Genomic DNA, 21,143 nt, shown 5'->3' with positions numbered 1-21,143 from the left:
ATCGGTTGGTTGGGCAGGTCAAATGGTTCAGACATAAGCTGAGTCGATCCACCCATAGGACATCACCTTCAGGAGAATCTTCATGTACGGCATGCGCGCCCAGGACAACGCCCCCGCTACGCACTTTCGCAGTGACCGTCTATGCCGGGTGAACGGGGAGTTGTATTTCAGTACCCGGGAAAACACGCTGGAGGGGCCGTTTGAAAATCCGCAGGTGGCGGAGCGGGGTATTCGGGAATACATCGAGCGGATGCAGAAGATGAGTGACCGGCGCTAGACCCAGGCGCGAGTATTCGCCAGCAAGTCGAATCCTCGCACCGCCGCAAGACCTGTGTGAGCGGCGGCGCGGTTATTGGACTTGCTCGCGAAGGCTACTTCACAGTTTCCACACCAATACAGGTCATCACCGCACCGCTTCAAACAGCCCGGTAGCCCCCATGCCCCCGCCCACGCACATGGTCACCACGCCATAGCGCAGATTACGCCGCTGCAACTCGCGCACCAGATGCCCCACTTGCCGCGAACCGGTCATGCCGAACGGGTGGCCAATGGAAATCGAGCCGCCGTTGACGTTGTATTTTTCGTTATCGATTTGCAGGCGGTTACGGCTGTAAAGGCATTGCGAAGCGAACGCCTCGTTGAGTTCCCACAGGTCAATGTCGGCCACCTGCAACCCTTTGGCCTTGAGCAGTTTGGGCACCGAGAACACTGGGCCGATCCCCATCTCATCCGGTTCGCAACCTGCCACGGTAAATCCGCGGAAGAACGCCTTGGGCTTCAATCCCAGCTCCAGGGCTTTTTCCAGGCTCATCACCAGCGTCATCGACGCACCGTCGGACAACTGCGAAGAGTTGCCGGCAGTCACCGAGCCGTCTTCGGCAAATACCGGTTTCAAGCCCGCCAGGCTTTCCAGCGTGGTGTCCGGGCGGTTGCAATCGTCGCGATCGACAATGCCGTCGAGGATCTGCACCTCGCCGCTGTTCTTGTCCTCGACCCGGTATTTCACCGCCATCGGCACGATTTCGTCATTGAACAAGCCGGTGGCCTGGGCCTGCGCCGTACGCTGCTGGCTCTGCAGCGCATACAGGTCCTGTTCTGCGCGGCTGACGTTATAGCGACGCGCCACGATCTCGGCAGTCTGGCCCATGGGGAAGTAGATGCCCGGGACCTGCTCCTTGAGCAGCGGGTTGATCAGATTGTCAGTATTGACGCTCTTCATCGTCAGGCTGATCGACTCGACACCGCCAGCCACAATGATGTCACTGCAGCCCGAAGCGATCTGGTTGGCAGCGATGGCGATCGCCTGTAAACCCGACGAGCAGAAGCGGTTGAGGGTCATGCCGGCAGTGCCAGTACCCAGGCGCGACAACACCGCCACATTACGGCCGATGTTGTAGCCTTGGGCACCTTCGTTGGAGCCTGCGCCGACGATGCAGTCCTCCACGCTCGCCGGGTCGATGCCCGAGCGCGCCAACAAGGCGTCGACGCAATGCGCCGCCATGTCGTCAGGACGGGTCTGGTTGAACTTACCGCGAAAGGATTTGGCCAGGCCGGTCCGTACGCTGTCGACGATCACCACTTCACGCATGGCATACCTCATTGTTTTTGTCGGTTGAGAGTAGACCGAGCATAAGTCCACCACATAACCGGCTGCGACAATCATTCACCTCGCGTATGCGCAACCATCGGTTCACTTCCTGTGTTTCTTGTCCTTGCGGTCGGACTTTTCGAACGCCTCTTCCAGCGCACTGTTAATCGTGCGCAGCACTTTGACCCGCGCCCAGCGCTTGTCATTGGCTTCCACCAGCGTCCATTGCGAGATATCGGTGCTGGTACGATCCACCATATCGCCTACCGCAGCACGATAGGCGTCCCACTTGTCGCGGTTGCGCCAGTCGTCTTCGGTGATCTTGAAACGCTTGAAGGGAATCTCCTCACGGGCCTGGAATCGCTCCAGCTGAGTCTGCTTGTCGATGGCCAGCCAGAACTTGACCACGATCACGCCGGAATCAACGATCTGCTCTTCGAAATCATTGATCTCGCTGTAAGCGCGCAACCAGTCCGACGGCGGGCAGAAGCCTTCGATGCGCTCCACCAGCACCCGCCCGTACCACGAACGATCAAACACCGTGAACTTGCCCTTGGCCGGGATGTGCCGCCAAAACCGCCACAAGTACGGCTGCGCACGCTCTTCTTCGGTCGGCGCGGCAATCGGTACGATGCTGTACTGACGCGGATCCAGGGCCGCCGCCACCCGGCGAATCGCCCCGCCCTTGCCCGCCGCATCATTGCCTTCGAAGACGGCGACCAACGCGTGGCGGCGCATGCGTTTATCCCGCATCAGGCCAGAAAAACGTGCCTGTTCGGTGATCAGCTGTTCTTCGTAATCGTCCTTGTCCAGGCGCAGGGTCAAGTCCAGGCTGTCGAGCAGGTTCAACTGATCGACGCTGGTGGGCAGTGGTGCGGCGTTGACTTTTTCCGGGTGCAGGGATGCTCGTTGGAGAGCACCTTGCAGGCCGGCGAGCAGAATCCGCCCGACCGCCAGGCTGCGATAGTTCGGGTCGACGCCTTCGATCACATGCCAGGGCGCATAGTCTCGGCTGGTGCGGCGCATGACGCGCTCGCCGTATTTGACGAACTTGTCGTAGGTCTGCGATTGCTGCCAGTCCAGCGGGCTGATGCGCCAGCTGTGCAAGGGGTCGTCCGCCAGCGCCTTGAGGCGGGCCTTCATCTGTTTCTTGGACAGGTGGAACCAGAACTTGAAGATCAGCGCGCCTTCGTCGCACAGCATCTTTTCCAGACGCTCGGCGGCATTGATGCCCTGATCGAGCCGTGGGTTCTTGAACTCGCCATGGACTCGCCCCTGAAGCATCTGGCTGTACCAATTGCCAAAGAAAATACCCGTGCGGCCCTTGGCCGGCAGCATTCGCCAGTAGCGCCAGGCCGGCGGACGGGCCAGCTCCTCATCGGTTTGCTGATCAAAGGTACGCACTTCGATCAGTCGCGGGTCCATCCACTCATTGAGCAGCTTGACCGTCTCACCCTTGCCGGCCCCTTCGATGCCGTTGATCAGCACGATGACCGGAAAACGTTTCTGCTGCTGGAGTTCAAATTGCGCGTCAAGCAACGCTTCGCGCAGCGCCGGCACTTCAGCCTCGTAGGTTTCTTTATCGATGAAATGACCGATTTCAGCAGATTCGAACATGGATGGCTCCCTTCCCGGATTGAGCAAGACTAGCGGATTGACCTCCCCCACGTAGTAGAAATCCATTTTCATCGTTTGATGGGCCGCTGCCGATGCCATGGATCAGGCATTGCCACGATGATCAGCTAGAATGGCCACCTTGCCGCTGCCGAGCCTGCCATGAAACCCGTATTACCCCACGCCCAGCTCGACTGGGACGACCAGGGACTCCCGCGTTCGCGGATGTTCGACGACGTGTATTTTTCCGATCTGTCGGGCCTGGATGAGACCCGTTACGTGTTCCTCCAGCAAAATGCTTTGAGTGAGCGCTTTGCCGCGCTGCAGGCCGGTGAGCGACTGGTCATTGGCGAGACCGGATTCGGCACCGGCCTGAACTTCCTCTGTGCCTGGCAGTTGTTCGAGGCACAGGCGGTGCCTGGCGCGCGGTTGCATTTTGTCAGCGTTGAAAAATACCCGCTGACCCTGCCGGACCTGCAGCGAGCACTGGCGTTGTGGCCCGAGCTCAAGCCGTTCGCCGATCAACTGCTGGCGCAATACGTGGCCATCCATCAAGGCTTCCAGCGACTGGTGCTGGACAACGGCCGCGTCACCCTGACGTTGCTGATTGGCGACGCCCTGGAACAGTTGCCGCAACTGGACGCCCAAGTTGACGCCTGGTTTCTCGACGGCTTCGCCCCGGCAAAAAATCCCGACATGTGGACCGCCGAGCTGTTTGCCGAACTGGCCCGCCTGGCAGCGCCCGGCTCTACCATCAGTACGTTTACCAGTACCGGCTGGGTGCGCCGTCTGCTGAATGCGGCGGGCTTCAAGATGAAGCGTACGCCCGGCATCGGGCACAAATGGGAAATCCTGCGGGGCGTATTTCTCGGATGGCCGCAAGAGGCAGCGCCGCCGGCGGTAACCAAACCGTGGTTCGCGCGTCCGCTGCCACTGACTGGCGAGCGGCATGCCATGGTGATTGGCGCCGGTCTGGCCGGTTGCGCCACGGCGGCCAGCCTTGCGGCAAGGGGTTGGTGCGTGAGCCTGCTGGAGCGTCACGCGGCTCTGGCGCAGGAAGCATCGGGCAATCCCCAGGGCGTTTTGTACCTTAAGCTTTCGGCCCATGGCACGGCGTTGTCACAGCTGATTGTCAGTGGATTTGGCCACACCCGGCGGTTGCTCGAACATCTGCAACGGGGAGTCGACTGGGATGATTGCGGTGTTCTGCAACTGGCGTTCAATGCCAAGGAAGCCGACCGGCAGGCACAATTGGCCGCAGCGTTTCCCGACGATCTGCTGCATGAGCTCGATCGCGAACACGCCGAGCAGCGCGCGGGTATCGCGCTGCCATCCGGCGGCCTGTTTTATCCAGAAGGCGGCTGGGTGCATCCGCCAGCCCTGTGTGCCTGGCAAGCGGCTCATCCCAATATCAGCGTCCTGACTCATCACGAGGTGGTGCAACTGCGCCGTGACAAAGGGCAATGGCAGGCGTGGGCTGGGGAAAGATTGCTGGCCCAAGCGCCAGTGGTGGTGCTGGCAGGCGCTGCCGACGTCAGGCGTTTTGACTTCAGCAGCGACTTGCCGCTCAAGCGTATCCGGGGCCAGATTACCCGCCTGCCTCAAACTGCTGACAGCCAAAGCCTGAGCACCGTGGTGTGCGCCGAAGGCTACGTTGCACCGGCGCGGCTGGGCGAACACACCCTGGGCGCCAGTTTCGATTTCAACAACGACGACCTGACACCCACGGCAGCCGAGCATGCCGGCAACTTGCAGTTGCTCGAGGAAATATCCGCCGATCTGGTCGCCCGCCTGGGTGCCGACACCTTACAACCAGAGGCCCTGGCAGGTCGCGCCGCGTTTCGCTGTACCAGCCCGGATTACCTGCCGATCGTCGGTCCGCTGGCCGCTACCCAGGCCTTTGCCAACGCCTATGGCGTCCTGAGCAAAGATGCCCGGCAAACGCCGGACATCCCTTGCCCATGGCTGGACGGTGTGTACGTCAACAGCGGTCACGGTTCCCGGGGCTTGATCACCGCACCATTGTCAGCTGAGCTGCTGGCGGCCTGGCTCAACAACGAACCGCTGCCGTTGCCCCGGGCCGTCGCCGAGGCGTGCCATCCCAATCGATTCGTCTTGCGGCGCCTGATCCGCGCAAAGGCTTGAAAGACTAAAGACTGCCGCAACGCTTCTTTCAGCACTTGCACCCCATCTCGACCCGCAGCCGCCAGCCAATGCGGCAAGGCCGCCTGCAGTACTCGGGCCTTGTCCAGGTCGGCGGTGTGTTCTACCAGCGCCTTCAGTCGCTGGTCGGAGGTCCGTGGCACAACCGCAGCCGCGGCGAGCGGCTTATTCCTTATCGATCTAAAACTCCCAGGATCGCAGCGGGTCAGTTTCTGAGTGCCCGCTGTTTTAGCCGGGTATCGATTGAACCTCCCCAACGGAAAAACCGGTAAGGACTTTATGTGCGGATTAGCTGGCGAGTTACGCTTTGACAATCAACCTGCGGACCTTGCAGCCGTTGAACGAATCACCCATCACCTGGCACCCCGCGGACCTGACGCGTGGGGCTTCCACAGCCAAGGGCCGATTGCCCTGGGCCATCGCCGCCTGAAAATCATGGACCTGTCGGACGGCTCTGCGCAGCCGATGGTCGACAATCAGTTGGGCCTGTCCCTGGCGTTCAATGGCGCGATCTACAACTTCCCAGAGCTGCGCACCGAGCTTGAAAGCCTCGGTTATGCGTTCTACTCCGGCGGTGACACCGAAGTGCTGCTCAAGGGCTATCACGCCTGGGGCGAAGCACTGCTACCCAAGCTCAACGGCATGTTTGCGTTCGCCATCTGGGAACGCGACGCCAAGCGCCTGTTCATCGCCCGTGACCGTCTGGGCGTGAAGCCGCTCTACCTGTCGCGTACCGGCCAGCGCCTGCGCTTTGCCTCGGCTTTGCCGGCTCTGCTCAAGGGCGGTGACATCAACCCGATCCTTGATCCGGTGGCTCTCAATCACTATCTGAATTTTCATGCGGTGGTTCCAGCTCCGCGCACCTTGCTGGCAGGCATCGAGAAACTGCCGCCAGCGACCTGGATGCGCGTCGAAGCTGATGGCAGCACCGAGCAGAAAACCTGGTGGACCCTGCCCTACGGTCCGCGTGCCGATGAAATGAACCTGACACTGGAAGACTGGCGCGACCGCGTGCTGGACAGCACTCGTGAAGCGGTGGCCATTCGTCAACGAGCCGCTGTCGACGTCGGCGTCTTGCTCTCCGGCGGAGTGGATTCGAGCATGCTCGTGGGACTGTTGCGCGAAGTCGGGGTGGAGAACCTGTCGACCTTTTCCATCGGCTTCCAGGATGCCGGCGGCGAACGCGGCGACGAGTTCCAGTACTCGGACCTGATCGCCAGGCACTACGGCACCCAGCACCATCAGTTACGCATCGACGAAAAAGAGATCATTGAGCAATTGCCCGCGGCGTTCCGCGCCATGAGCGAGCCGATGGTAAGCCATGACTGCATTGCGTTCTACCTGCTGTCCCGTGAAGTGGCCAAGCACTGCAAGGTGGTACAGAGCGGCCAGGGTGCAGACGAACTGTTCGCCGGTTACCATTGGTATCCGCAAGTCGATGGCGCCGCCGACCCTTACGCTGCCTACCGCGAAGCGTTTTTCGACCGCAGCTATGAAGATTACGCCGCCACCGTGCAGCCCAAATGGTTGACGGCGAATGACGCCGCTGGCGATTTCGTGAAAGAACATTTTGCCCAGCCTGGCGCCGATGCCGCTGTGGACAAAGCCTTGCGCCTGGACAGCACGGTGATGCTGGTGGACGACCCGGTCAAGCGCGTTGACAACATGACCATGGCCTGGGGCCTGGAAGCCCGCACGCCGTTCCTGGATTACCGCCTGGTGGAATTGTCGGCACGCGTACCGGGCAAATTCAAGCTGCCTGATGGCGGCAAGCAGGTGCTCAAGGAAGCCGCGCGACTGGTCATTCCAAGTGAAGTGATCGACCGCAAGAAAGGTTACTTTCCGGTCCCCGGCCTCAAGCATCTACAGGGCGATACGCTCAATTGGGTGCGCGAACTGCTGCTGGATCCGAGCCAGGATCGTGGCCTGTTCAACCCGGCCATGCTTGACCGCCTGCTGACTGATCCACAAGGTCAACTGACGCCCTTGCGTGGCTCCAAGCTGTGGCAACTGGCGGCCTTGAACCTGTGGCTCAGCGAACAAGGAATCTGATCGATGAAACCCCACGCCACGGCTTACAGCCAACGCTTGTTGCGCGGTCAGGCGCCTACCTACGAACGCTTGCAGGCACGCTTGGCTGAGGACGGCAGTGAACCGAACGCGGCCCCGATTGCGCTGCATTGCGGTTGGGGTCGATTGCTGATCGGCCACACCTTCGCTGACCCTGCCAGTCTTGCCCAGGAACTGCTCAACGAAAAACCCGGCGAGCGGGATATCGCGCTGTACGTGGCCGCGCCCCAGCAGGTGTTGGGGCTTGAGCCGGCGCAATTGTTCCTCGACCCTTCGGACACCTTGCGCCTGTGGTTCACGGACTATCGCCCCTCCACGCGAGTATTTCGCGGCTTCCGGATTCGTCGGGCGCAAAGTGAGGCGGACTGGCAGGCGATCAACACGCTGTACCAGGCCCGCAACATGCTGCCCATCGATGCCAGTTTGCTGACCCCGCGTCACCTCGGGGGTCCGGTGTACTGGCTGGCCGAGGATGAAGACAGCGGTGCGGTCATCGGCAGTGTGATGGGGCTCAACCATCACAAGGCCTACAACGATCCAGAGAACGGCAGCAGCCTGTGGTGCCTGGCCGTCGACCCCCTTTGTTCCCGACCGGGGGTGGGGGAAGTGCTGGTCCGGCACCTGATCGAACACTTCATGAGTCGCGGGCTCAGTTACCTCGACCTGTCGGTATTGCATGATAATCGCCAGGCCAAAAACCTCTACGCCAAGCTGGGTTTTCGCAACCTTTCGACCTTTGCCATCAAACGCAAGAATGGCATCAATCAGCCGCTGTTCCTGGGGCCTGGGCCGGAGGCGAACTTCAACCCTTACGCGCGGATCATTGTCGAGGAGGCCCATCGTCGAGGTATTGATGTACTGGTCGATGACGCCGAAGCCGGGATGTTCACCCTCAGCCATGGCGGGCGTCGGGTACGTTGCCGCGAGTCCCTGAGCGACCTGACCAGCGCCATCAGCATGAGTCTGTGCCAGGACAAAAGCCTGACGCACAAGGTACTGAAGGCGGCGGGGCTGAAATTGCCGTCCCAGCAACTTGCCGGCAACGCCGATGACAACCTGGCATTCCTCGACGAGCATGAGCGCGTAGTGGTCAAGCCGCTGGACGGCGAACAGGGCCGAGGGGTGGCGGTGGACCTGCAGACGATCGAAGAGGTCCAGCAAGCCATTGAGTCAGCTCGCCAGTTTGACACCCGGGTGCTGCTGGAGAGTTTTCACGAAGGTTTGGACCTGCGGATTCTGGTAATCGGTTTTGAAGTGGTGGCTGCGGCCATCCGCCGACCGGCCGAAGTGATCGGTGATGGCCAGCACAGTGTGGGCGCGCTGATCGAGGCTCAGAGTCGTCGGCGCCAGGCTGCCACCGGCGGCGAGAGCAAGATCCCCCTCGACCACGAAACCGAGCGTACCCTGGCGGCTGCCGGTTACGACTACAGCAGTGTTTTACCGGCCGGCGAGCACCTGTTCGTGCGGCGCACGGCGAATCTGCATACCGGCGGCATCCTTGAGGATGTCACGTCCATCCTGCATCCGACCCTGGTCGACGCTGCGGTGCGGGCAGCGCGGGCGCTGGACATTCCCATGGTCGGGCTCGACCTGCTGGTGCCGGCGGCGGATCAGCCGGAATACGTATTTATCGAGGCCAATGAACGCGCCGGACTGGCCAATCATGAACCGCAACCGACGGCGGAACGCTTTGTGGATCTGCTGTTTCCCCATAGTCAGCCGGCGGCCCAATAGATAGATGTTGCCTGGACTGACGTCATCGCGGGCAAGCCTGCTCCCACAGGGATTGTATGAGGCCCGGCTCTGGGAGCCAGGCTGCTGTGAGAGCAAAGCCTGCCCGCGATGACGGCCTGACCGCCTCCCATTCTTAACCTCATCGAAACCATCGATGCACTCAACTCATCAGGAGTTTCCATGACCAGTAGAATCCCGGAACCGGATCTCAACTACCTGCAAAAAGTCCTGTTGGAGATGCTCGCCATTCCAAGCCCCACAGGATTCACCGACACCATCGTGCGCTACGTCGCCGAGCGTCTTGAAGAGCTGGGCATTCCCTTCGAAATGACCCGACGCGGGACCATCCGTGCGACCCTCAAGGGCAAGAAAAACAGCCCGGACCGCGCGGTCTCGGCCCATCTGGACACCATCGGCGCGGCAGTTCGCGCGGTCAAGGACAACGGTCGACTGACCCTGGCACCGGTGGGCTGCTGGTCCAGCCGTTTTGCCGAGGGCAGCCGGGTCAGCCTGTTCACCGATAATGGCGTGATTCGCGGCAGCGTATTGCCCCTGATGGCTTCCGGGCACGCCTTCAACACGGCCGTGGACGAGATGCCGATCAGCTGGGATCACGTCGAATTGCGTCTGGATGCCTACTGCGCCACCCGTGCAGACTGCGACTCACTGGGGATCAGCGTCGGCGATTTCGTGGCCTTCGATCCTTTGCCCGAATTCACCGAAAGCGGCCATATCAGTGCCCGCCACCTGGATGACAAGGCCGGCGTGGCGGCGCTGCTGGCAGCCATGAAAGCCATTGTCGACAGTGGCGAAGAGTTGATGATCGATTGTCATCCGCTGTTCACCATCACCGAGGAAACCGGCAGTGGCGCGGCCGCGGCGTTGCCGTGGGACGTCAGTGAGTTCGTCGGCATTGATATCGCCCCCGTGGCTCCTGGCCAGCATTCCAGCGAACATGCCGTGAGCGTGGCCATGCAGGATTCCGGTGGGCCGTATGACTATCACCTGTCCCGGCACTTGCTGCGCCTGGCCAGCGATAATGAATTACCGGTGCGTCGCGATCTGTTCCGTTATTACTTCAGCGATGCGCATTCGGCGGTGACCGCCGGGCATGACATCCGCACCGCCCTGCTCGCTTTCGGCTGCGATGCAACTCACGGCTACGAGCGTACCCACATCGACAGCCTGGCCGCGTTGAGTCGCCTGCTCGGCGCCTACATCCTCAGCCCGCCGGTGTTTGCCAGCGATGCGCAGCCAGCGAAGGGTTCGCTGGACCGGTTCAGTCACCAGATCGAGCATGACACGCAGATGGAAAGTGATACCCGGGTGCCATCGGTGGATAGCCTGGTGGGACAGCGCAACGATAGCTAAGCCGATATCTGCGGCGCCCGCACGACCTATCGCGAGCAGGCTCGCTCCCACAGAATTTTCCCCGTGCAGGAAACGGTTTTGGTGTGAGGGCAAGCCTGCTCGCGATGACGATGTAGCAGCCTGCGCTTAACCGAGGGTAGCCGCCATCTGCCAATCGCCGTAGCATCGCGCCATTGTTCAACCGAGGTGCCTATGCTGATTCCCCACGACCAACTTGAAGTCGATACCTTGACCCGCTTGATCGAAGATTTCGTGACCCGCGACGGCACGGACAACGGCGACGACACCCCGCTGGAAACCCGGGTCTTGCGGGTTCGCCAGGCCCTGACCAAGGGACAGGCACTGATCGTTTTCGATCCGCAGAGCGAGCAATGTCAACTGATGCTCAAGCACGATGTGCCCAAGCATCTGTTCGACTGAAACCTCTGTTACTTGTGTTTCCCGGTCTTTTTTTCGTCCTGAATGCGCTCGTAGATCTCGCTGCGATGGACGGTAAAGCTGCGCGGTGCTTCAACTCCGATGCGCACACTGTCGCCACTGACGGCCAGGATACGCACGGAAATGGTGTCGCCAATGGCGATCAACTCTTGGGCTACACGGCTGAGAACTAGCATGGGATAGGTCCTACTGGGTGACAGGACCTTGAGGATGCCCGGCAGAAAACGCTCATTCAATATGTTGTAGGCAAATCAGTTTTTCCCTACAAACCTGAGGGAAGCACCCCGTAGGATTTATCCGACAAAACCGCAGAATGTCGGAACTTTCCTTCAGGAAGCCGACAGTCGTGGGCCGAAGAGAATCACCGTCGCGCCAATGACGCACAGCGCCACACCGATCCAGTCCGAGCTCAAGGGACGAATCCGCTCCACCACCGCCAACCAGCCAATTGACGCCACGATGTAGATGCCTCCATAGGCGGCATAGGCGCGGCCTGCATAGGTCGCTTCCACGCGCGTCAGCAGGAGTGCGAACAGCATCAGGCTGAACAGTGCCGGCGCAATCCACAGGGCACTCTTGCCCTGGCGCAACCACATCCAGAATGCAAAACACCCGGCGATTTCAAACAGGGCGGCAAGAAAGAACCACAGGTAATTGAGCATGCAAGGGTCTCGCTAAAATGGCCGATGGCGGCCACCCTAGCGACGGCGGGACCATCGGGCAAGCTCAGCCTGCGGTCTGTTTGGCCTTGGCGCGCATTTTATCGGCCATGACCGTCATTTCGTTGTACAGCAGTTGCGGGTTCTTCTGCTTGATCGCCCAGGCCATGCGGCCCTGCTCGTGCGGCAGGATCATGAATTCACCGGCACCGATCTGCTGATAGATGTAGTCGGCAATGTCGGCAGCGGTGATCGGCGAACTTTCAAGCAATTTGCCGACCTGCGCTTTCATTGCAGGCGTCGGGCCTCGGAAAGAGTCCAACAGGTTGGTCTGGAAGAACGATGGGCATACCACATGCACCCCGACTTCCTGCTGCGCCAGTTCGATCAGCAGGCTTTCGGACAATGCGACCACGCCGGCCTTGGCCACGTTGTAGTTGCTCATGGCAGGGCCTTGCATCAACGCGGCCATGGACGCGATGTTGATGATCTTGCCCTTGCTCTTTTCCAGCAGCGGCAGGAACGCCTTGCAGCCCTTGACCACGCCCATCAGGTTGATCGCAATCTGCCAATCCCAGTCCTCAAGGGACAGCTCGCTGAAGAACCCGCCGGAGGCCACTCCGGCGTTGTTGACGATGATGTCAATGCCGCCCAGCTTCTCCTCGCAGGCCTGGGCAAACGCCGTCAGCTGACTGTAGTCGCGCACGTCACAGCGCTGGATAAACCCGTCGCCACCCGCCTCGCGCACCAGCTTGAGGGTTTCCTGCAGGCCGGGATCGCTGACATCGGACAAGGCCAGTTGCCAGCCCTCGCGCGCCCAACGGAGCGCGATTTCGCGACCCAAGCCCGAGCCTGCGCCAGTGATCATCATGCGATTTTGCATAGCAGACAGCCTTGTTGTTCCGGGGAAGATGTGCCGAGTGTAGCGAAGGAGATAGCGGGAGCCACGCTGCATCAGATTGCTGAATAGGCTGCTCAAACCCCAGCCACGGAAGAATTAACTTAGCCAATAAAAACGAAATAACGCTTTCTTCGAAAAACATTAAAAAAACTTGGAATTTTCTCGCGATCAGCGCAGTCGGATCGTTTAAGCAGCTAGGATTTAATACATTCCTGCTGATAGTTATAGCTAGGTCATTCCGGAACACTTTCAACAAGGAAATAGACATGGGCACAATTCTAATCGTTATTCTGATCCTTCTTCTGGTAGGCGGCTTGCCGGTCTTCCCCCACTCCAGAAGTTGGGGTTATGGCCCGTCGGGTATCATCGGTGTAGTACTGGTGGTGCTGTTGATCCTGCTCTTGCTTGGCAAGATATAAAGCGTTAGCAGAAAAAAAAAGAGGCCCTGAAAAGGGCCTCTTTTTTATTGCCTGGACTTTCAGTCCGGCTTGCCGTCAACCACACCGGCAGTGTTATCGATCAGGCTCTTGGTCGCCGTTTGCAGGAAAGCTTCAAGTTTCTGCTTGAGCTCGGCGGTACGCGGTGCATCAGGGATGACCTCGGCCTTGGGTGTAGCGCCCAACTGATACTGGTACACCTTCGGCGCCATTTCTTTTTCCTTGGGCAGTACCAGGATCTGGTCCGCGGTGATGATCGCGGTGGTCTGTTCGCTGCCCGAAGGCTTGATCACGCCAAAACCGGTGTCGCCTTCCGGCAGGTTCAGCAGGTCACGACCCCAGCATTGATGGCGCACTTCGCCACCGATGCGGCCCATGATGGTCGGCACGATATCGATCTGGGTGCCAACGGTGTGGTCACGCTCGCCGAATTTCTCCTGGATGCCCGGTGCGATCAGCAGCATCGGCACGTTGAAGCGACCCAGGTCCATTTCGGTGATCTGGCGCTCGTTGCCGAAACCGTGGTCACCAACGATCACGAACAGGGTCTCCTTGAAGTAAGGCTCCTTGCGGGCCTTCTCGAAGAACTGGCCCAAGGCCCAATCGGCGTAGCGCATGGCCGTCAAATGTTCGTTGAGGCTGCCGCGATCCGTCACGCGCTCGACCGGCAATGGCGACGGCAAGGCGTATGGAGTGTGGTTCGACAAGGTTTGCAGCAGCGCATAAAACGGCTTGCCGTTTTCCCGCGCCTTGAGCTCGATCAGGCCGCGATCGAACATATCCTGGTCGGAAACGCCCCAGGTCGGATCGGAGAACACCGGGTTCACGTAATCATTGCGACCAATGAAGTTGGTCATGCCCTGGCTACTGAAGAAGCCCGACTGGTTATCCCAGGCGAAGTCGCCATTGTAGACATACACATCATCGTAATCGCGGACACTGAGCAGTTGCGGTAAACCGGACAGCTTATGGCTGCCTTCCGGGGTCTGCATCAGGTATTCGAAACCCGGCAGGTTCGGGAAGCACGCCATGGTGGCGAACATGCCCTGGTGGGTGTGAGTACCGTTGGAGAAGAAGCGATCGAACAGCAGGCCCTCTTTCGACAGTTTGTCGAGGTACGGCGTGATGTTACCCGAGGCACCCAACGCGCCTACCGAGTGACCGGCCATGCTTTCCATCAGGATCACGACGACGTTCTTGATCGGCAGGGTCTTGTCGGCCGGTGGCGTGTAGTCACGGCGCACGGCTGCCGTGTCCGGATCGACCAGCTTGTCGTCAGGCATGACCAGCATGTCGCGCACGATTTGCTGGGCTTCTGGCTGCGGCAAGGTAGCCTTCCAGATATTGTCGCGATCTTCAGACATGCGGCTCTTGGCAGCAGCGATCAGCGACAGCGTGCCATTGAGGCCCAACTGATTGGCGAAATTGGAATCGGTGGTGTAGACGTCCCCCCAGCGCAAAGGTGGACCTTGACGCAAGGTGCCGCGAGCCGCGACGACGCAGATCAGCAGGCAAACCACGAACACGGCAGTGCGCGCGTACCATGGAGCCACCTGGCGAGTACTGATGGTACCGCCGCTGAACGGGCCGCGTGGTCGGGTGGCGCGGTCTGCACCCTTGAACGCCAGCGCGAGGATGACAGTGCCGCCGACCCATGCCAGCACGTAACGAACCACGGGAAAACCGTACCAGAGCATGCTCATGACGGTTTTCGGGTCTTCCTTCACATACTGGAAGACCAGGCCGTTGAGACGTTGGTGGAATTCGCGGTAGAAGTCCATCTCCATCAGGCCGAGGAACAGCGCGATGCTCGAAGCCACGGTCAGCCACAGGCGGAAGAAACCACGGGCCGCCATTGCGCGGACGCTGAACAGCGCCAGTACCAGCGGGATGCTGAGGTAGACCACCAGGCGCAGGTCGAATCGCAGACCGTTGAAGAACGCTTCGGCGAAGGTCGAGGCCGGTGTATCAAGAATCATCTCGCTGTTGTAGACCAGCAGCGCAACGCGCAGCAGGCTGAACATGACCATCATGACCAGGGCGCACAACAAGGTGTAGGCCAGGTGCGATTTGACGGTTGGTTGCAGCAGGCGACTTGAAGCTCGCTGCTGTTTCAGGGCGTCCGGGTTTGCCATGTCGTTTTAGGACCCATTGGAAGTTGAAGTTGCAAAATACAGCGGCGCTTAGCCCTCTGTTGGTCGATACCTGACCCCGGGGCTTGCGCGGTGCGCAAATGTTGCACGATCACCCGCAGCATTGCCATTGATTACTGTTTGGGTTGGCGCGGGCGAGATTGTCTTGGACGGGTTGTGAAAATTTCGTGCAGTGAATATTCGGATACAAAATATAGGCTTGGGTGGCTCGATCTGTTGGCCTCGGTGGGCCAGGTGCAGGGGCTGTCGAGCGAAACGAAGCAGCTCCTGCACAGCTTTCAGACGGATTTGCAAAAAAGCGAAATTACTTCTCCGCCCGCTCCTTCAACGCCTTCAACGTATTGAACGGCGCATCAACCACAAACTTGTTGGCCACCATCGAAGGCACGCTGCCGCCCGGCTCGGTGTGCACCTGGTAGGTGACTTCGACCTGGTCACCCTTGGGCACGAACTTCCAGAAACCCTCGACCTTGACCACCCGCACAAAACCCTTTTCCTCGGGCATGTACGTGGGCACGCCTTCGAGCTTGCGGGTCAGGCTGCCATCGGCGCCCTCGACGGTGGTGATGTGCAGCACCGAATCCCGCGGAGTCACCGGCCATGGCGTATTGAATTGGGTGTAGGTCCAGCTCTGGTCGCCTTCATGCTTGAGCAGTTTCTGCAGCTTGCATTCGTGAATCCAGGCACAGGCACCCGGCACATCCTCCTGCAAGGCGCGCAGTTTGGCCATGGAGGTTTTCATCAGGGCGACGCCCTGGTAAGCCTTGTAATCAGAACCGGCCACTTCACTCAAGGAGACCTTGATACCGTCCTCGTTCTTGGCAACTTTCCATTCTTCGGCCTGGACCGAAGTCGCCAGCAAAACGCTGAAACCACACAGCACAGCCAAACGATGCAGCGAACCCATAGTGTTATTCCTTATTGTTGAAGTTCAGACCGTTGAACACATCACGCCGCCGTCATTTGCTCCCACCAGCCAATCAGCTTGATCGCTTCTTCGCTGCTGTTGCCGCAAACATCGGGGTCGGCCGCGAATGACGAACAAACAGCCGGGCGCTCCGGTTTACCGAAAATGTTGCACAGGTTTTCGACAGACAGTTGCACGCAACGTTCTCCCGCCGGTTTGCCGTGGGGCATTCCGGGGATCGGTGAACTGATGGAAGGGGCAATGCAACAGGCGCCACAACCCTCACGGCATTTCATGACGACAAGCTCCTCGCGACGGGCGATGTGTAAAGACGGGGCACAGAGTAACCGCTAAAACAGTTGTTTTAAATTAAACCGGCCGAGGTTTTTCGATCAAATGGGCGTGACCGACCAGTCTCCGACAAAGCGTCCTGGCTTGGGGTCACAGGAGAGAGCACATCACTGCTTGAATTCGAATTCCAGCGCGGCACCTTCAACGTCGCGCCGTTCTTCATTGCGCAACTGCAGCTGCATTTCGTTGCTGAGCAGGCGCCCGTTAAGCTGAAAAGGACTGCTGCCCGTCTTGTCGCCAAACATTTGCGGCAATATCGCATCGTGTTTGGGCAACGGCACCGTGCCGACCGGGTCCAGCTCTTCAACCATGTCCTTGGGCAGGCTCAGGTCGAGTTTGGCCGATGGTAGCGGAGTTTTCGCTATTTCACTGGCGGATTTGGACTTGGAAGCAATCGGTGCGCGTTTTTTCACCGGTTTGCTGTTCTTTTTAGCGGGAGCCGCCTTTTTGCCAGTGGCGGTCTTTTTTGCCGGGGTAGACTGACTTGCAGGCGTGCTTGCCGAAGGAGTTTGCTGGGCCGGAGCCGCCATGAGGCCTTGTGCCTGAAAAGACATCAGCAAGCATGAGGATAACCACACGGCGGGGAAAATCGATTTCATGGACCCGGCAACACTAATGGCGGAGGGCCTTATGCTCGCCTGTTAGCCGGCACAAGACAAGTATGCACCGCAATAACCTGCCCGTTCCGTCAAAAACCGGCCGCCGTTTCCTGGCACAGCTGGGTGGCGAGCATGCCCAAAGTCATCAAGGCGCGCTCTGCTTCACGGTTCCAGGGGATGCCACAATTGAGCCGGATACAGTGGTTGAATTGCTCGGTGTTACTGAATATCAGCCCCGGGGCGATGCTGATCCCCTGTTGCAACGCCCGCACATGCAGTTCCTGGGTGTTCACTCGCCCCGGCAGGCTTACCCAAAGAATGAAACCGCCGGTGGGCCGGGTCATTTGCGTGCCTTCGGGAAAGTACTGCTGGACGGCCAGTTGAAAGGCGCTGAGGTTCTTGCGGTATTCCTGGCGGATGTAGCGCAAATGCCGATCGTACCCGCCGTTTTCCAGATAAGCAGCAATGCCCATCTGGGTGACGCTGCAGGCCGAATGGGTGCTGAAGGTCTGCAGGCGCTGGATTTCCTGCTGGTACTTTCCGGCAATCATCCAGCCAATGCGCACCCCGGGCGACAGGGTCTTGGAAAAACTTGAGCAATAGATCACCCGATCCAGCCGGTCATAGGCCTTGAGCGCCTTGGTACGGCCCTGCTCGAACATCAGTTCGCCATAGATATCGTCTTCAACGATCTGGATATCGAAGTCCGACGCCAGGCGCAGCAGTTGCTTCTGGCGTTCCTCTGGCATGGTGCCGCCCAGGGGATTACTGAGACGTGTGGTCAGAACCAGCGCCTTGATCGACCATTGATTGGCGGCCAGTTGCAGGGCTTCCAGGCTCATGCCGGTGGCGGGGTCGCTGGGAATCTCGATGACCTTCAGGCCCAGCAGGTCGGCCAGTTGCAACAACCCATAGTAAGTCGGCGACTCGGCGGCTATGAGGTCACCCGGCCGGGTCAGCACACGCAAGGACATCTGCAGGGCGTCGACGCAACCGTGGGTGATCACCACTTCCGAGGGATCGACCACCACTCCGGCATCACGCATGCGAATCGCCACCTGGCGCCGCAGCGGTTCAAAGCCTGGGCTGAACATGTAGCTGAAGGCCCGCGGGCTATGGAACCGCGTGACCTTGGCCAACTGCTGATGCAGGGCCCGCACCGGCAGGTAATCGACGCTCGGTACTGCAGCGCCAAGAGGAAACACCCCTTCGCGGCGGGACTCGACCAACACCTGTTGAATGATGCTGCTGCGCGTAACCAGGCTGGGCCGTTCGACCCTGGCGATGTCCGGCGTCGGCGCGGTAAGGGCCGGGGTTTGGTGTACGTAATAGCCCGACTGAGGCCGGGCACGAATCAATCCCTGATCCTCAAGATTGGCGTAAGCCTGCAACACCGTGGCGTGGCTGACGTTGAGCTGCGAACTCATCTTGCGCACCGAAGGCACGCGCTCCCCCGGTTGATAGACACCGCGGCGGATGTCTTCTGCCAGTTGTTGAGCAATACGTTGGTACAGCAAGAGATTGGTCATGACGCAGCACTCGATTTCACGGGCATTTTATTCTTATGTGACACAGTACCGGAACAGTTTAGAAGTGTACGGGGACAGTTGCCAGAATAGTTGACCGTACAGTGCAGTGTCAGCAAAAACTGTACTGGCTTACCTGTAGAGCGAGCTTGCTCGCGATAAACGGCAACGATAACGCGTGAAGTCTGGATAACGCAGTGTCGATGAGTTTTTCGCGAGCAAGCTCGCTCCTGCCATGAATAGCAACACGGCATTGCCAGGTTGTATGCAGTTCAGCCGCCGTTAACGGGCGGCGCCGAGCTGGCCCTTTTCGTCGGAGAACACGATCTCTACCCGACGGTTCTGTGCCCGACCCCGTTCCGAGGCGTTCACGTCGACTGGATACTCATCGCCGTAACCTTCAACCTTGATGCGCTTGTCATCAATGCCAAGGTCCATCAGTACATTGGCCACGGATTGCGCGCGGTCACGGGACAATTTGAGGTTTTCCTGCTTGCCACCGGTACTGTCGGTGTAACCCTCGATCCGGACTACGCGTTTGGGATTGAGCTGCAGGAATTGCACGATCTTCAGCACCACGCGGTTAGCGGAGCTTTTCAACTCGGCTTCGCCGGTGTCGAACAACACGTCACCCAGGGTCATGACCAACCCGCGATCGGTCTGGGTGGTGGCGAGTGCGACAATCTGCTCTTCCAGCCACTTGCCCTGCTGTTGCACGCTGAGCAACTTGGATTCGCGCAGGGCCAGTTGCAGGCGCTGGCGTTCCAGTTCGAGCTTGGCCGCGCGCTCTTCGTTAAGCACCTGGTTGGTGTGTTCCCGGGCGATTTCACTGTAGCGCTGGCTCAGGTAGGCGTAATGCAGCACGTCCGAGCCACTGCCCCAGTAGCTGGACAGACGGTCGGCGCGAGCCAGGGATTCACCGGCCCGGATCACGTCCTTGGGCGCAATACGCAGCACGTTGGAGTCTTCCTTGACCTTCTGGAAGTCAATACCGGCTTCCTGCAACGCGGTTTCACTGTGCTGGCCGGCACAGCCATAAAGGCTTGCACAACCCACCAGGATCAACCCTCCAAAAGCTCTGGACGCACTATTCATTGGGCATCTCCCAATTGCTTGCGCAAGCGGGTGATGCGGGTATTCAGTACGTTCAACTGCTCTTCGCTCTTGAGGGTCAGCACCCGGGCTTCGGCCAGGCGCGCATCCAGTTCGGCCTGTTCGGCGCGCATGCGCGCATTCTTGAAGGACTGGTCGTTCATGCTGCCTTGGGCGCGGTTGAACTTGTCTTCGGCCAGTTTCATTTCCGGTACGTCGGCAGCGGTAGCCCCCACGGCCCGGGCCTGTTCGAGAGCCTGCTCGGTCAGGCGCATTTGTTCATTCGGCGCCGGATCGGCTGCACAACCCGCCAGAGCCAGAACGGCCAGGGCAGCGAAAAGAGGTCGAATACTCACTAAAAATCCCTACTGTTTTGGGGCACTGACGGGTTGTTGCTGCTGCAATTTCCAGCGCTCGATATTGCGCTGCAACGCAGCTTCCGCCAGACCGGACGCGGGCAATTCTGTCATCTTTTTCGCCAGCTGTCCGCGCAACCACGGATCGTTGCACGCCGAGTTGTGGGAAACAGCCAGATACAGCCCGGGTTTGTCGACCGGTTCAGCACCGGCGACAAGGTCATTGGCCATGCTCAGCGACTGCGCGGCGGCGATGCCTGAATATCGGCCCGCCAGCACATACTCCACTTCACCCAACAGCAGTTTCTGCAATGCCTGCGTCAGGTTGGGCGTGCGGATCAGGTCCAATTGCTGCTCGGCGTACGTACCGAACTGCGGCGTCAACCGCGCCTTTTCCGAGATCGCACCGGTATGCCCATGAAGGTCTTGTGCCTGGTTGTAGACCAGCGGCGAATCCTTGCGGGTCCAGACGAGGTAGTCGTTCTCCAGCAAGGGCGGATGAATGTAATCCAGCGAGTCGAGCTCGCCGAACGTCAGCGGCGCATCGGCGAGCAGGTCTATGCGCCCGCTGCGCACTTCGTCCAGCGCCTGGGACCGTTTGCCGGCATAGAGCAGTTCGACCTTGATGCCCAACTGCCCCGCCACCTGCTGCAACAGATCGGCACTGGCGCCGATCAGGTGCTTGGGATCCTGCGGGTCTTGCCAAAGATAGGGGGGTGCATCCGGGCTGCCGGTGACCACCAGGCGCTCGCACTTGCCTGCGGCATTGGCCAGTCCAGACAGCACCGTCAAACCCAGCAATACACAACCGAAAACTCGATGCACGACACCCTCCCATTCCAACGAATACCAACTGCAGGAGCGAGCTTGCTCGCGAAAAAACCGAGGATGCCGCAGGGTGACAGGCTCCCAGCGTCATCGTTGAATTCCATCGCGAGCCAGCTCGCTCCTACAGTGGACGCAAAAAAAAACCCGGCCATAAGGCCGGGCTCTTTATAAGTGAAGCCGCTGGATTAGACCAGCTTCTCCAGCTCAGGGATGGCTTCGAACAAGTCCGCCACCAGGCCGTAATCGGCCACCTGGAAGATCGGTGCTTCTTCGTCCTTGTTGATCGCAACGATCACTTTGGAGTCTTTCATGCCAGCCAGGTGCTGGATCGCGCCGGAGATACCGACGGCGATGTA

Annotated in this window: 20 protein-coding genes and 1 pseudogene; 7 read left to right on the top strand and 14 right to left on the bottom strand. The window is 59.7% G+C overall.

Annotation, left to right across the window (positions count from 1 at the left end):
- Positions 1-82: 82 nt before the first annotated feature.
- Positions 83-277, top strand: coding sequence for a DUF6316 family protein (locus HYI44_RS24190; protein ID WP_122841387.1), 195 nt, complete (start codon positions 83-85; stop codon positions 275-277).
- A gap of 126 nt (positions 278-403) precedes the next feature.
- Here the strand turns inward: HYI44_RS24190 and HYI44_RS24185 are convergent, their stop codons facing one another.
- Both HYI44_RS24185 and pap read right to left on the bottom strand, forming a co-directional pair.
- On the bottom strand, positions 404-1,588 hold the full coding sequence (locus tag HYI44_RS24185) for a thiolase family protein (RefSeq protein ID WP_225570711.1): 1,185 nt from the start codon (positions 1,586-1,588) through the stop codon (positions 404-406).
- A 102-nt stretch (positions 1,589-1,690) separates the two neighbouring features.
- Positions 1,691-3,205 (bottom strand): polyphosphate:AMP phosphotransferase, encoded by a 1,515-nt coding sequence (gene pap, locus HYI44_RS24180; RefSeq protein WP_122841389.1) that lies wholly within the window; start codon positions 3,203-3,205, stop codon positions 1,691-1,693.
- 159 nt (positions 3,206-3,364) lie between these two features.
- Here pap and mnmC point away from each other — a divergent pair, with 159 nt between their 5' ends.
- The 5 genes from mnmC to HYI44_RS24155 all read left to right on the top strand — a co-directional run bounded on the left by mnmC (position 3,365) and on the right by HYI44_RS24155 (position 10,960).
- Positions 3,365-5,347 (top strand): bifunctional tRNA (5-methylaminomethyl-2-thiouridine)(34)-methyltransferase MnmD/FAD-dependent 5-carboxymethylaminomethyl-2-thiouridine(34) oxidoreductase MnmC, encoded by a 1,983-nt coding sequence (gene mnmC, locus HYI44_RS24175; protein WP_225570710.1) that lies wholly within the window; start codon positions 3,365-3,367, stop codon positions 5,345-5,347.
- Between the two features lie 297 nt (positions 5,348-5,644).
- Complete coding sequence (locus tag HYI44_RS24170; protein ID WP_225570709.1) at positions 5,645-7,417, top strand: N-acetylglutaminylglutamine amidotransferase; 1,773 nt, start codon at positions 5,645-5,647, stop codon at positions 7,415-7,417.
- Positions 7,418-7,420: 3 nt separating this feature from the next.
- A complete protein-coding gene (ngg, locus tag HYI44_RS24165; RefSeq protein WP_225570708.1) occupies positions 7,421-9,169 on the top strand; it encodes an N-acetylglutaminylglutamine synthetase in 1,749 nt (582 codons plus the stop codon).
- A 180-nt stretch (positions 9,170-9,349) separates the two neighbouring features.
- Positions 9,350-10,540, top strand: coding sequence for an osmoprotectant NAGGN system M42 family peptidase (locus HYI44_RS24160; protein ID WP_122841393.1), 1,191 nt, complete (start codon positions 9,350-9,352; stop codon positions 10,538-10,540).
- Positions 10,541-10,732: 192 nt separating this feature from the next.
- Positions 10,733-10,960 (top strand): YheU family protein, encoded by a 228-nt coding sequence (locus tag HYI44_RS24155; protein ID WP_150744452.1) that lies wholly within the window; start codon positions 10,733-10,735, stop codon positions 10,958-10,960.
- Between the two features lie 8 nt (positions 10,961-10,968).
- Here HYI44_RS24155 and csrA read toward each other — a convergent pair whose 3' ends face one another.
- The 3 genes from csrA to HYI44_RS24140 form a co-directional block, all read right to left on the bottom strand.
- A complete protein-coding gene (gene csrA, locus HYI44_RS24150; protein ID WP_225570707.1) occupies positions 10,969-11,154 on the bottom strand; it encodes a carbon storage regulator CsrA in 186 nt (61 codons plus the stop codon).
- 153 nt (positions 11,155-11,307) lie between these two features.
- Entirely contained in the window at positions 11,308-11,640 is a 333-nt protein-coding gene (locus HYI44_RS24145) for a YnfA family protein (protein WP_225570706.1), read from the bottom strand.
- A gap of 64 nt (positions 11,641-11,704) precedes the next feature.
- Positions 11,705-12,520 (bottom strand): SDR family oxidoreductase, encoded by an 816-nt coding sequence (locus tag HYI44_RS24140; RefSeq protein ID WP_045061686.1) that lies wholly within the window; start codon positions 12,518-12,520, stop codon positions 11,705-11,707.
- A 278-nt stretch (positions 12,521-12,798) separates the two neighbouring features.
- Between HYI44_RS24140 and HYI44_RS24135 the strand changes: the two genes are divergently transcribed.
- Positions 12,799-12,957 (top strand): DUF3309 family protein, encoded by a 159-nt coding sequence (locus HYI44_RS24135; protein ID WP_169858239.1) that lies wholly within the window; start codon positions 12,799-12,801, stop codon positions 12,955-12,957.
- Positions 12,958-13,016: 59 nt separating this feature from the next.
- On the opposite strand, the gene HYI44_RS24130 is transcribed toward HYI44_RS24135, so the two are convergent.
- The 9 genes and pseudogenes from HYI44_RS24130 to HYI44_RS24090 form a co-directional block, all read right to left on the bottom strand.
- Positions 13,017-15,110, bottom strand: coding sequence for an LTA synthase family protein (locus HYI44_RS24130; protein ID WP_122841394.1), 2,094 nt, complete (start codon positions 15,108-15,110; stop codon positions 13,017-13,019).
- Positions 15,111-15,432: 322 nt separating this feature from the next.
- On the bottom strand, positions 15,433-16,035 hold the full coding sequence (locus tag HYI44_RS24125; protein WP_122841395.1) for an START domain-containing protein: 603 nt from the start codon (positions 16,033-16,035) through the stop codon (positions 15,433-15,435).
- Between the two features lie 41 nt (positions 16,036-16,076).
- Positions 16,077-16,331, bottom strand: a complete 255-nt coding sequence (locus tag HYI44_RS24120) for a YkgJ family cysteine cluster protein (protein WP_045061689.1) — start codon at positions 16,329-16,331, stop codon at positions 16,077-16,079.
- Between the two features lie 162 nt (positions 16,332-16,493).
- Entirely contained in the window at positions 16,494-16,985 is a 492-nt protein-coding gene (locus HYI44_RS24115) for a translation initiation factor 2 (RefSeq protein ID WP_225570705.1), read from the bottom strand.
- 89 nt (positions 16,986-17,074) lie between these two features.
- On the bottom strand, positions 17,075-18,514 hold the full coding sequence (locus HYI44_RS24110; RefSeq protein WP_045061691.1) for a PLP-dependent aminotransferase family protein: 1,440 nt from the start codon (positions 18,512-18,514) through the stop codon (positions 17,075-17,077).
- A gap of 279 nt (positions 18,515-18,793) precedes the next feature.
- On the bottom strand, positions 18,794-19,606 hold the full coding sequence (locus HYI44_RS24105) for an OmpA family protein (RefSeq protein WP_045061692.1): 813 nt from the start codon (positions 19,604-19,606) through the stop codon (positions 18,794-18,796).
- The gene (locus HYI44_RS24100) at positions 19,603-19,959 is read right to left on the bottom strand and encodes a DUF4398 domain-containing protein (protein WP_122841398.1); all 357 of its coding nucleotides are present in this window, start codon (positions 19,957-19,959) and stop codon (positions 19,603-19,605) included. Before HYI44_RS24100 ends, HYI44_RS24105 begins: the two co-directional genes overlap by 4 nt.
- Positions 19,960-19,968: 9 nt before the next feature.
- Positions 19,969-20,784 carry a substrate-binding periplasmic protein gene (locus HYI44_RS24095; protein WP_225570704.1) on the bottom strand — a complete coding sequence of 272 codons (816 nt, stop codon included), beginning with the start codon at positions 20,782-20,784 and terminating at the stop codon, positions 19,969-19,971.
- Between the two features lie 188 nt (positions 20,785-20,972).
- Positions 20,973-21,143: pseudogene (locus tag HYI44_RS24090) on the bottom strand (FAD-binding protein); the annotation flags it as partial.

This window comes from Pseudomonas sp. Y24-6 (assembly GCF_020295325.1).
GTDB classification, from domain to species: Bacteria; Pseudomonadota; Gammaproteobacteria; order Pseudomonadales; family Pseudomonadaceae; genus Aquipseudomonas; species Aquipseudomonas gregormendelii.
Note: the sequence above shows the minus strand (reverse complement) of the source record. Positions and strands in the feature narration are given on the sequence as shown.

Bases quoted from the DNA above. Each gene is read 5' to 3' on its own strand.
- HYI44_RS24190 (WP_122841387.1), top strand. From the start codon at position 83: ATGTACGGCATGCGCGCCCAGGACAACGCCCCCGCTACGCACTTTCGC.
- HYI44_RS24185 (WP_225570711.1), bottom strand. From the start codon at position 1,588: ATGCGTGAAGTGGTGATCGTCGACAGCGTACGGACCGGCCTGGCCAAA.
- pap (WP_122841389.1), bottom strand. From the start codon at position 3,205: ATGTTCGAATCTGCTGAAATCGGTCATTTCATCGATAAAGAAACCTAC.
- mnmC (WP_225570710.1), top strand. From the start codon at position 3,365: ATGAAACCCGTATTACCCCACGCCCAGCTCGACTGGGACGACCAGGGA.
- HYI44_RS24170 (WP_225570709.1), top strand. From the start codon at position 5,645: ATGTGCGGATTAGCTGGCGAGTTACGCTTTGACAATCAACCTGCGGAC.
- ngg (WP_225570708.1), top strand. From the start codon at position 7,421: ATGAAACCCCACGCCACGGCTTACAGCCAACGCTTGTTGCGCGGTCAG.
- HYI44_RS24160 (WP_122841393.1), top strand. From the start codon at position 9,350: ATGACCAGTAGAATCCCGGAACCGGATCTCAACTACCTGCAAAAAGTC.
- HYI44_RS24155 (WP_150744452.1), top strand. From the start codon at position 10,733: ATGCTGATTCCCCACGACCAACTTGAAGTCGATACCTTGACCCGCTTG.
- csrA (WP_225570707.1), bottom strand. From the start codon at position 11,154: ATGCTAGTTCTCAGCCGTGTAGCCCAAGAGTTGATCGCCATTGGCGAC.
- HYI44_RS24145 (WP_225570706.1), bottom strand. From the start codon at position 11,640: ATGCTCAATTACCTGTGGTTCTTTCTTGCCGCCCTGTTTGAAATCGCC.
- HYI44_RS24140 (WP_045061686.1), bottom strand. From the start codon at position 12,520: ATGCAAAATCGCATGATGATCACTGGCGCAGGCTCGGGCTTGGGTCGC.
- HYI44_RS24130 (WP_122841394.1), bottom strand. From the start codon at position 15,110: ATGGCAAACCCGGACGCCCTGAAACAGCAGCGAGCTTCAAGTCGCCTG.
- HYI44_RS24125 (WP_122841395.1), bottom strand. From the start codon at position 16,035: ATGGGTTCGCTGCATCGTTTGGCTGTGCTGTGTGGTTTCAGCGTTTTG.
- HYI44_RS24120 (WP_045061689.1), bottom strand. From the start codon at position 16,331: ATGAAATGCCGTGAGGGTTGTGGCGCCTGTTGCATTGCCCCTTCCATC.
- HYI44_RS24115 (WP_225570705.1), bottom strand. From the start codon at position 16,985: ATGAAATCGATTTTCCCCGCCGTGTGGTTATCCTCATGCTTGCTGATG.
- HYI44_RS24110 (WP_045061691.1), bottom strand. From the start codon at position 18,514: ATGACCAATCTCTTGCTGTACCAACGTATTGCTCAACAACTGGCAGAA.
- HYI44_RS24105 (WP_045061692.1), bottom strand. From the start codon at position 19,606: ATGAATAGTGCGTCCAGAGCTTTTGGAGGGTTGATCCTGGTGGGTTGT.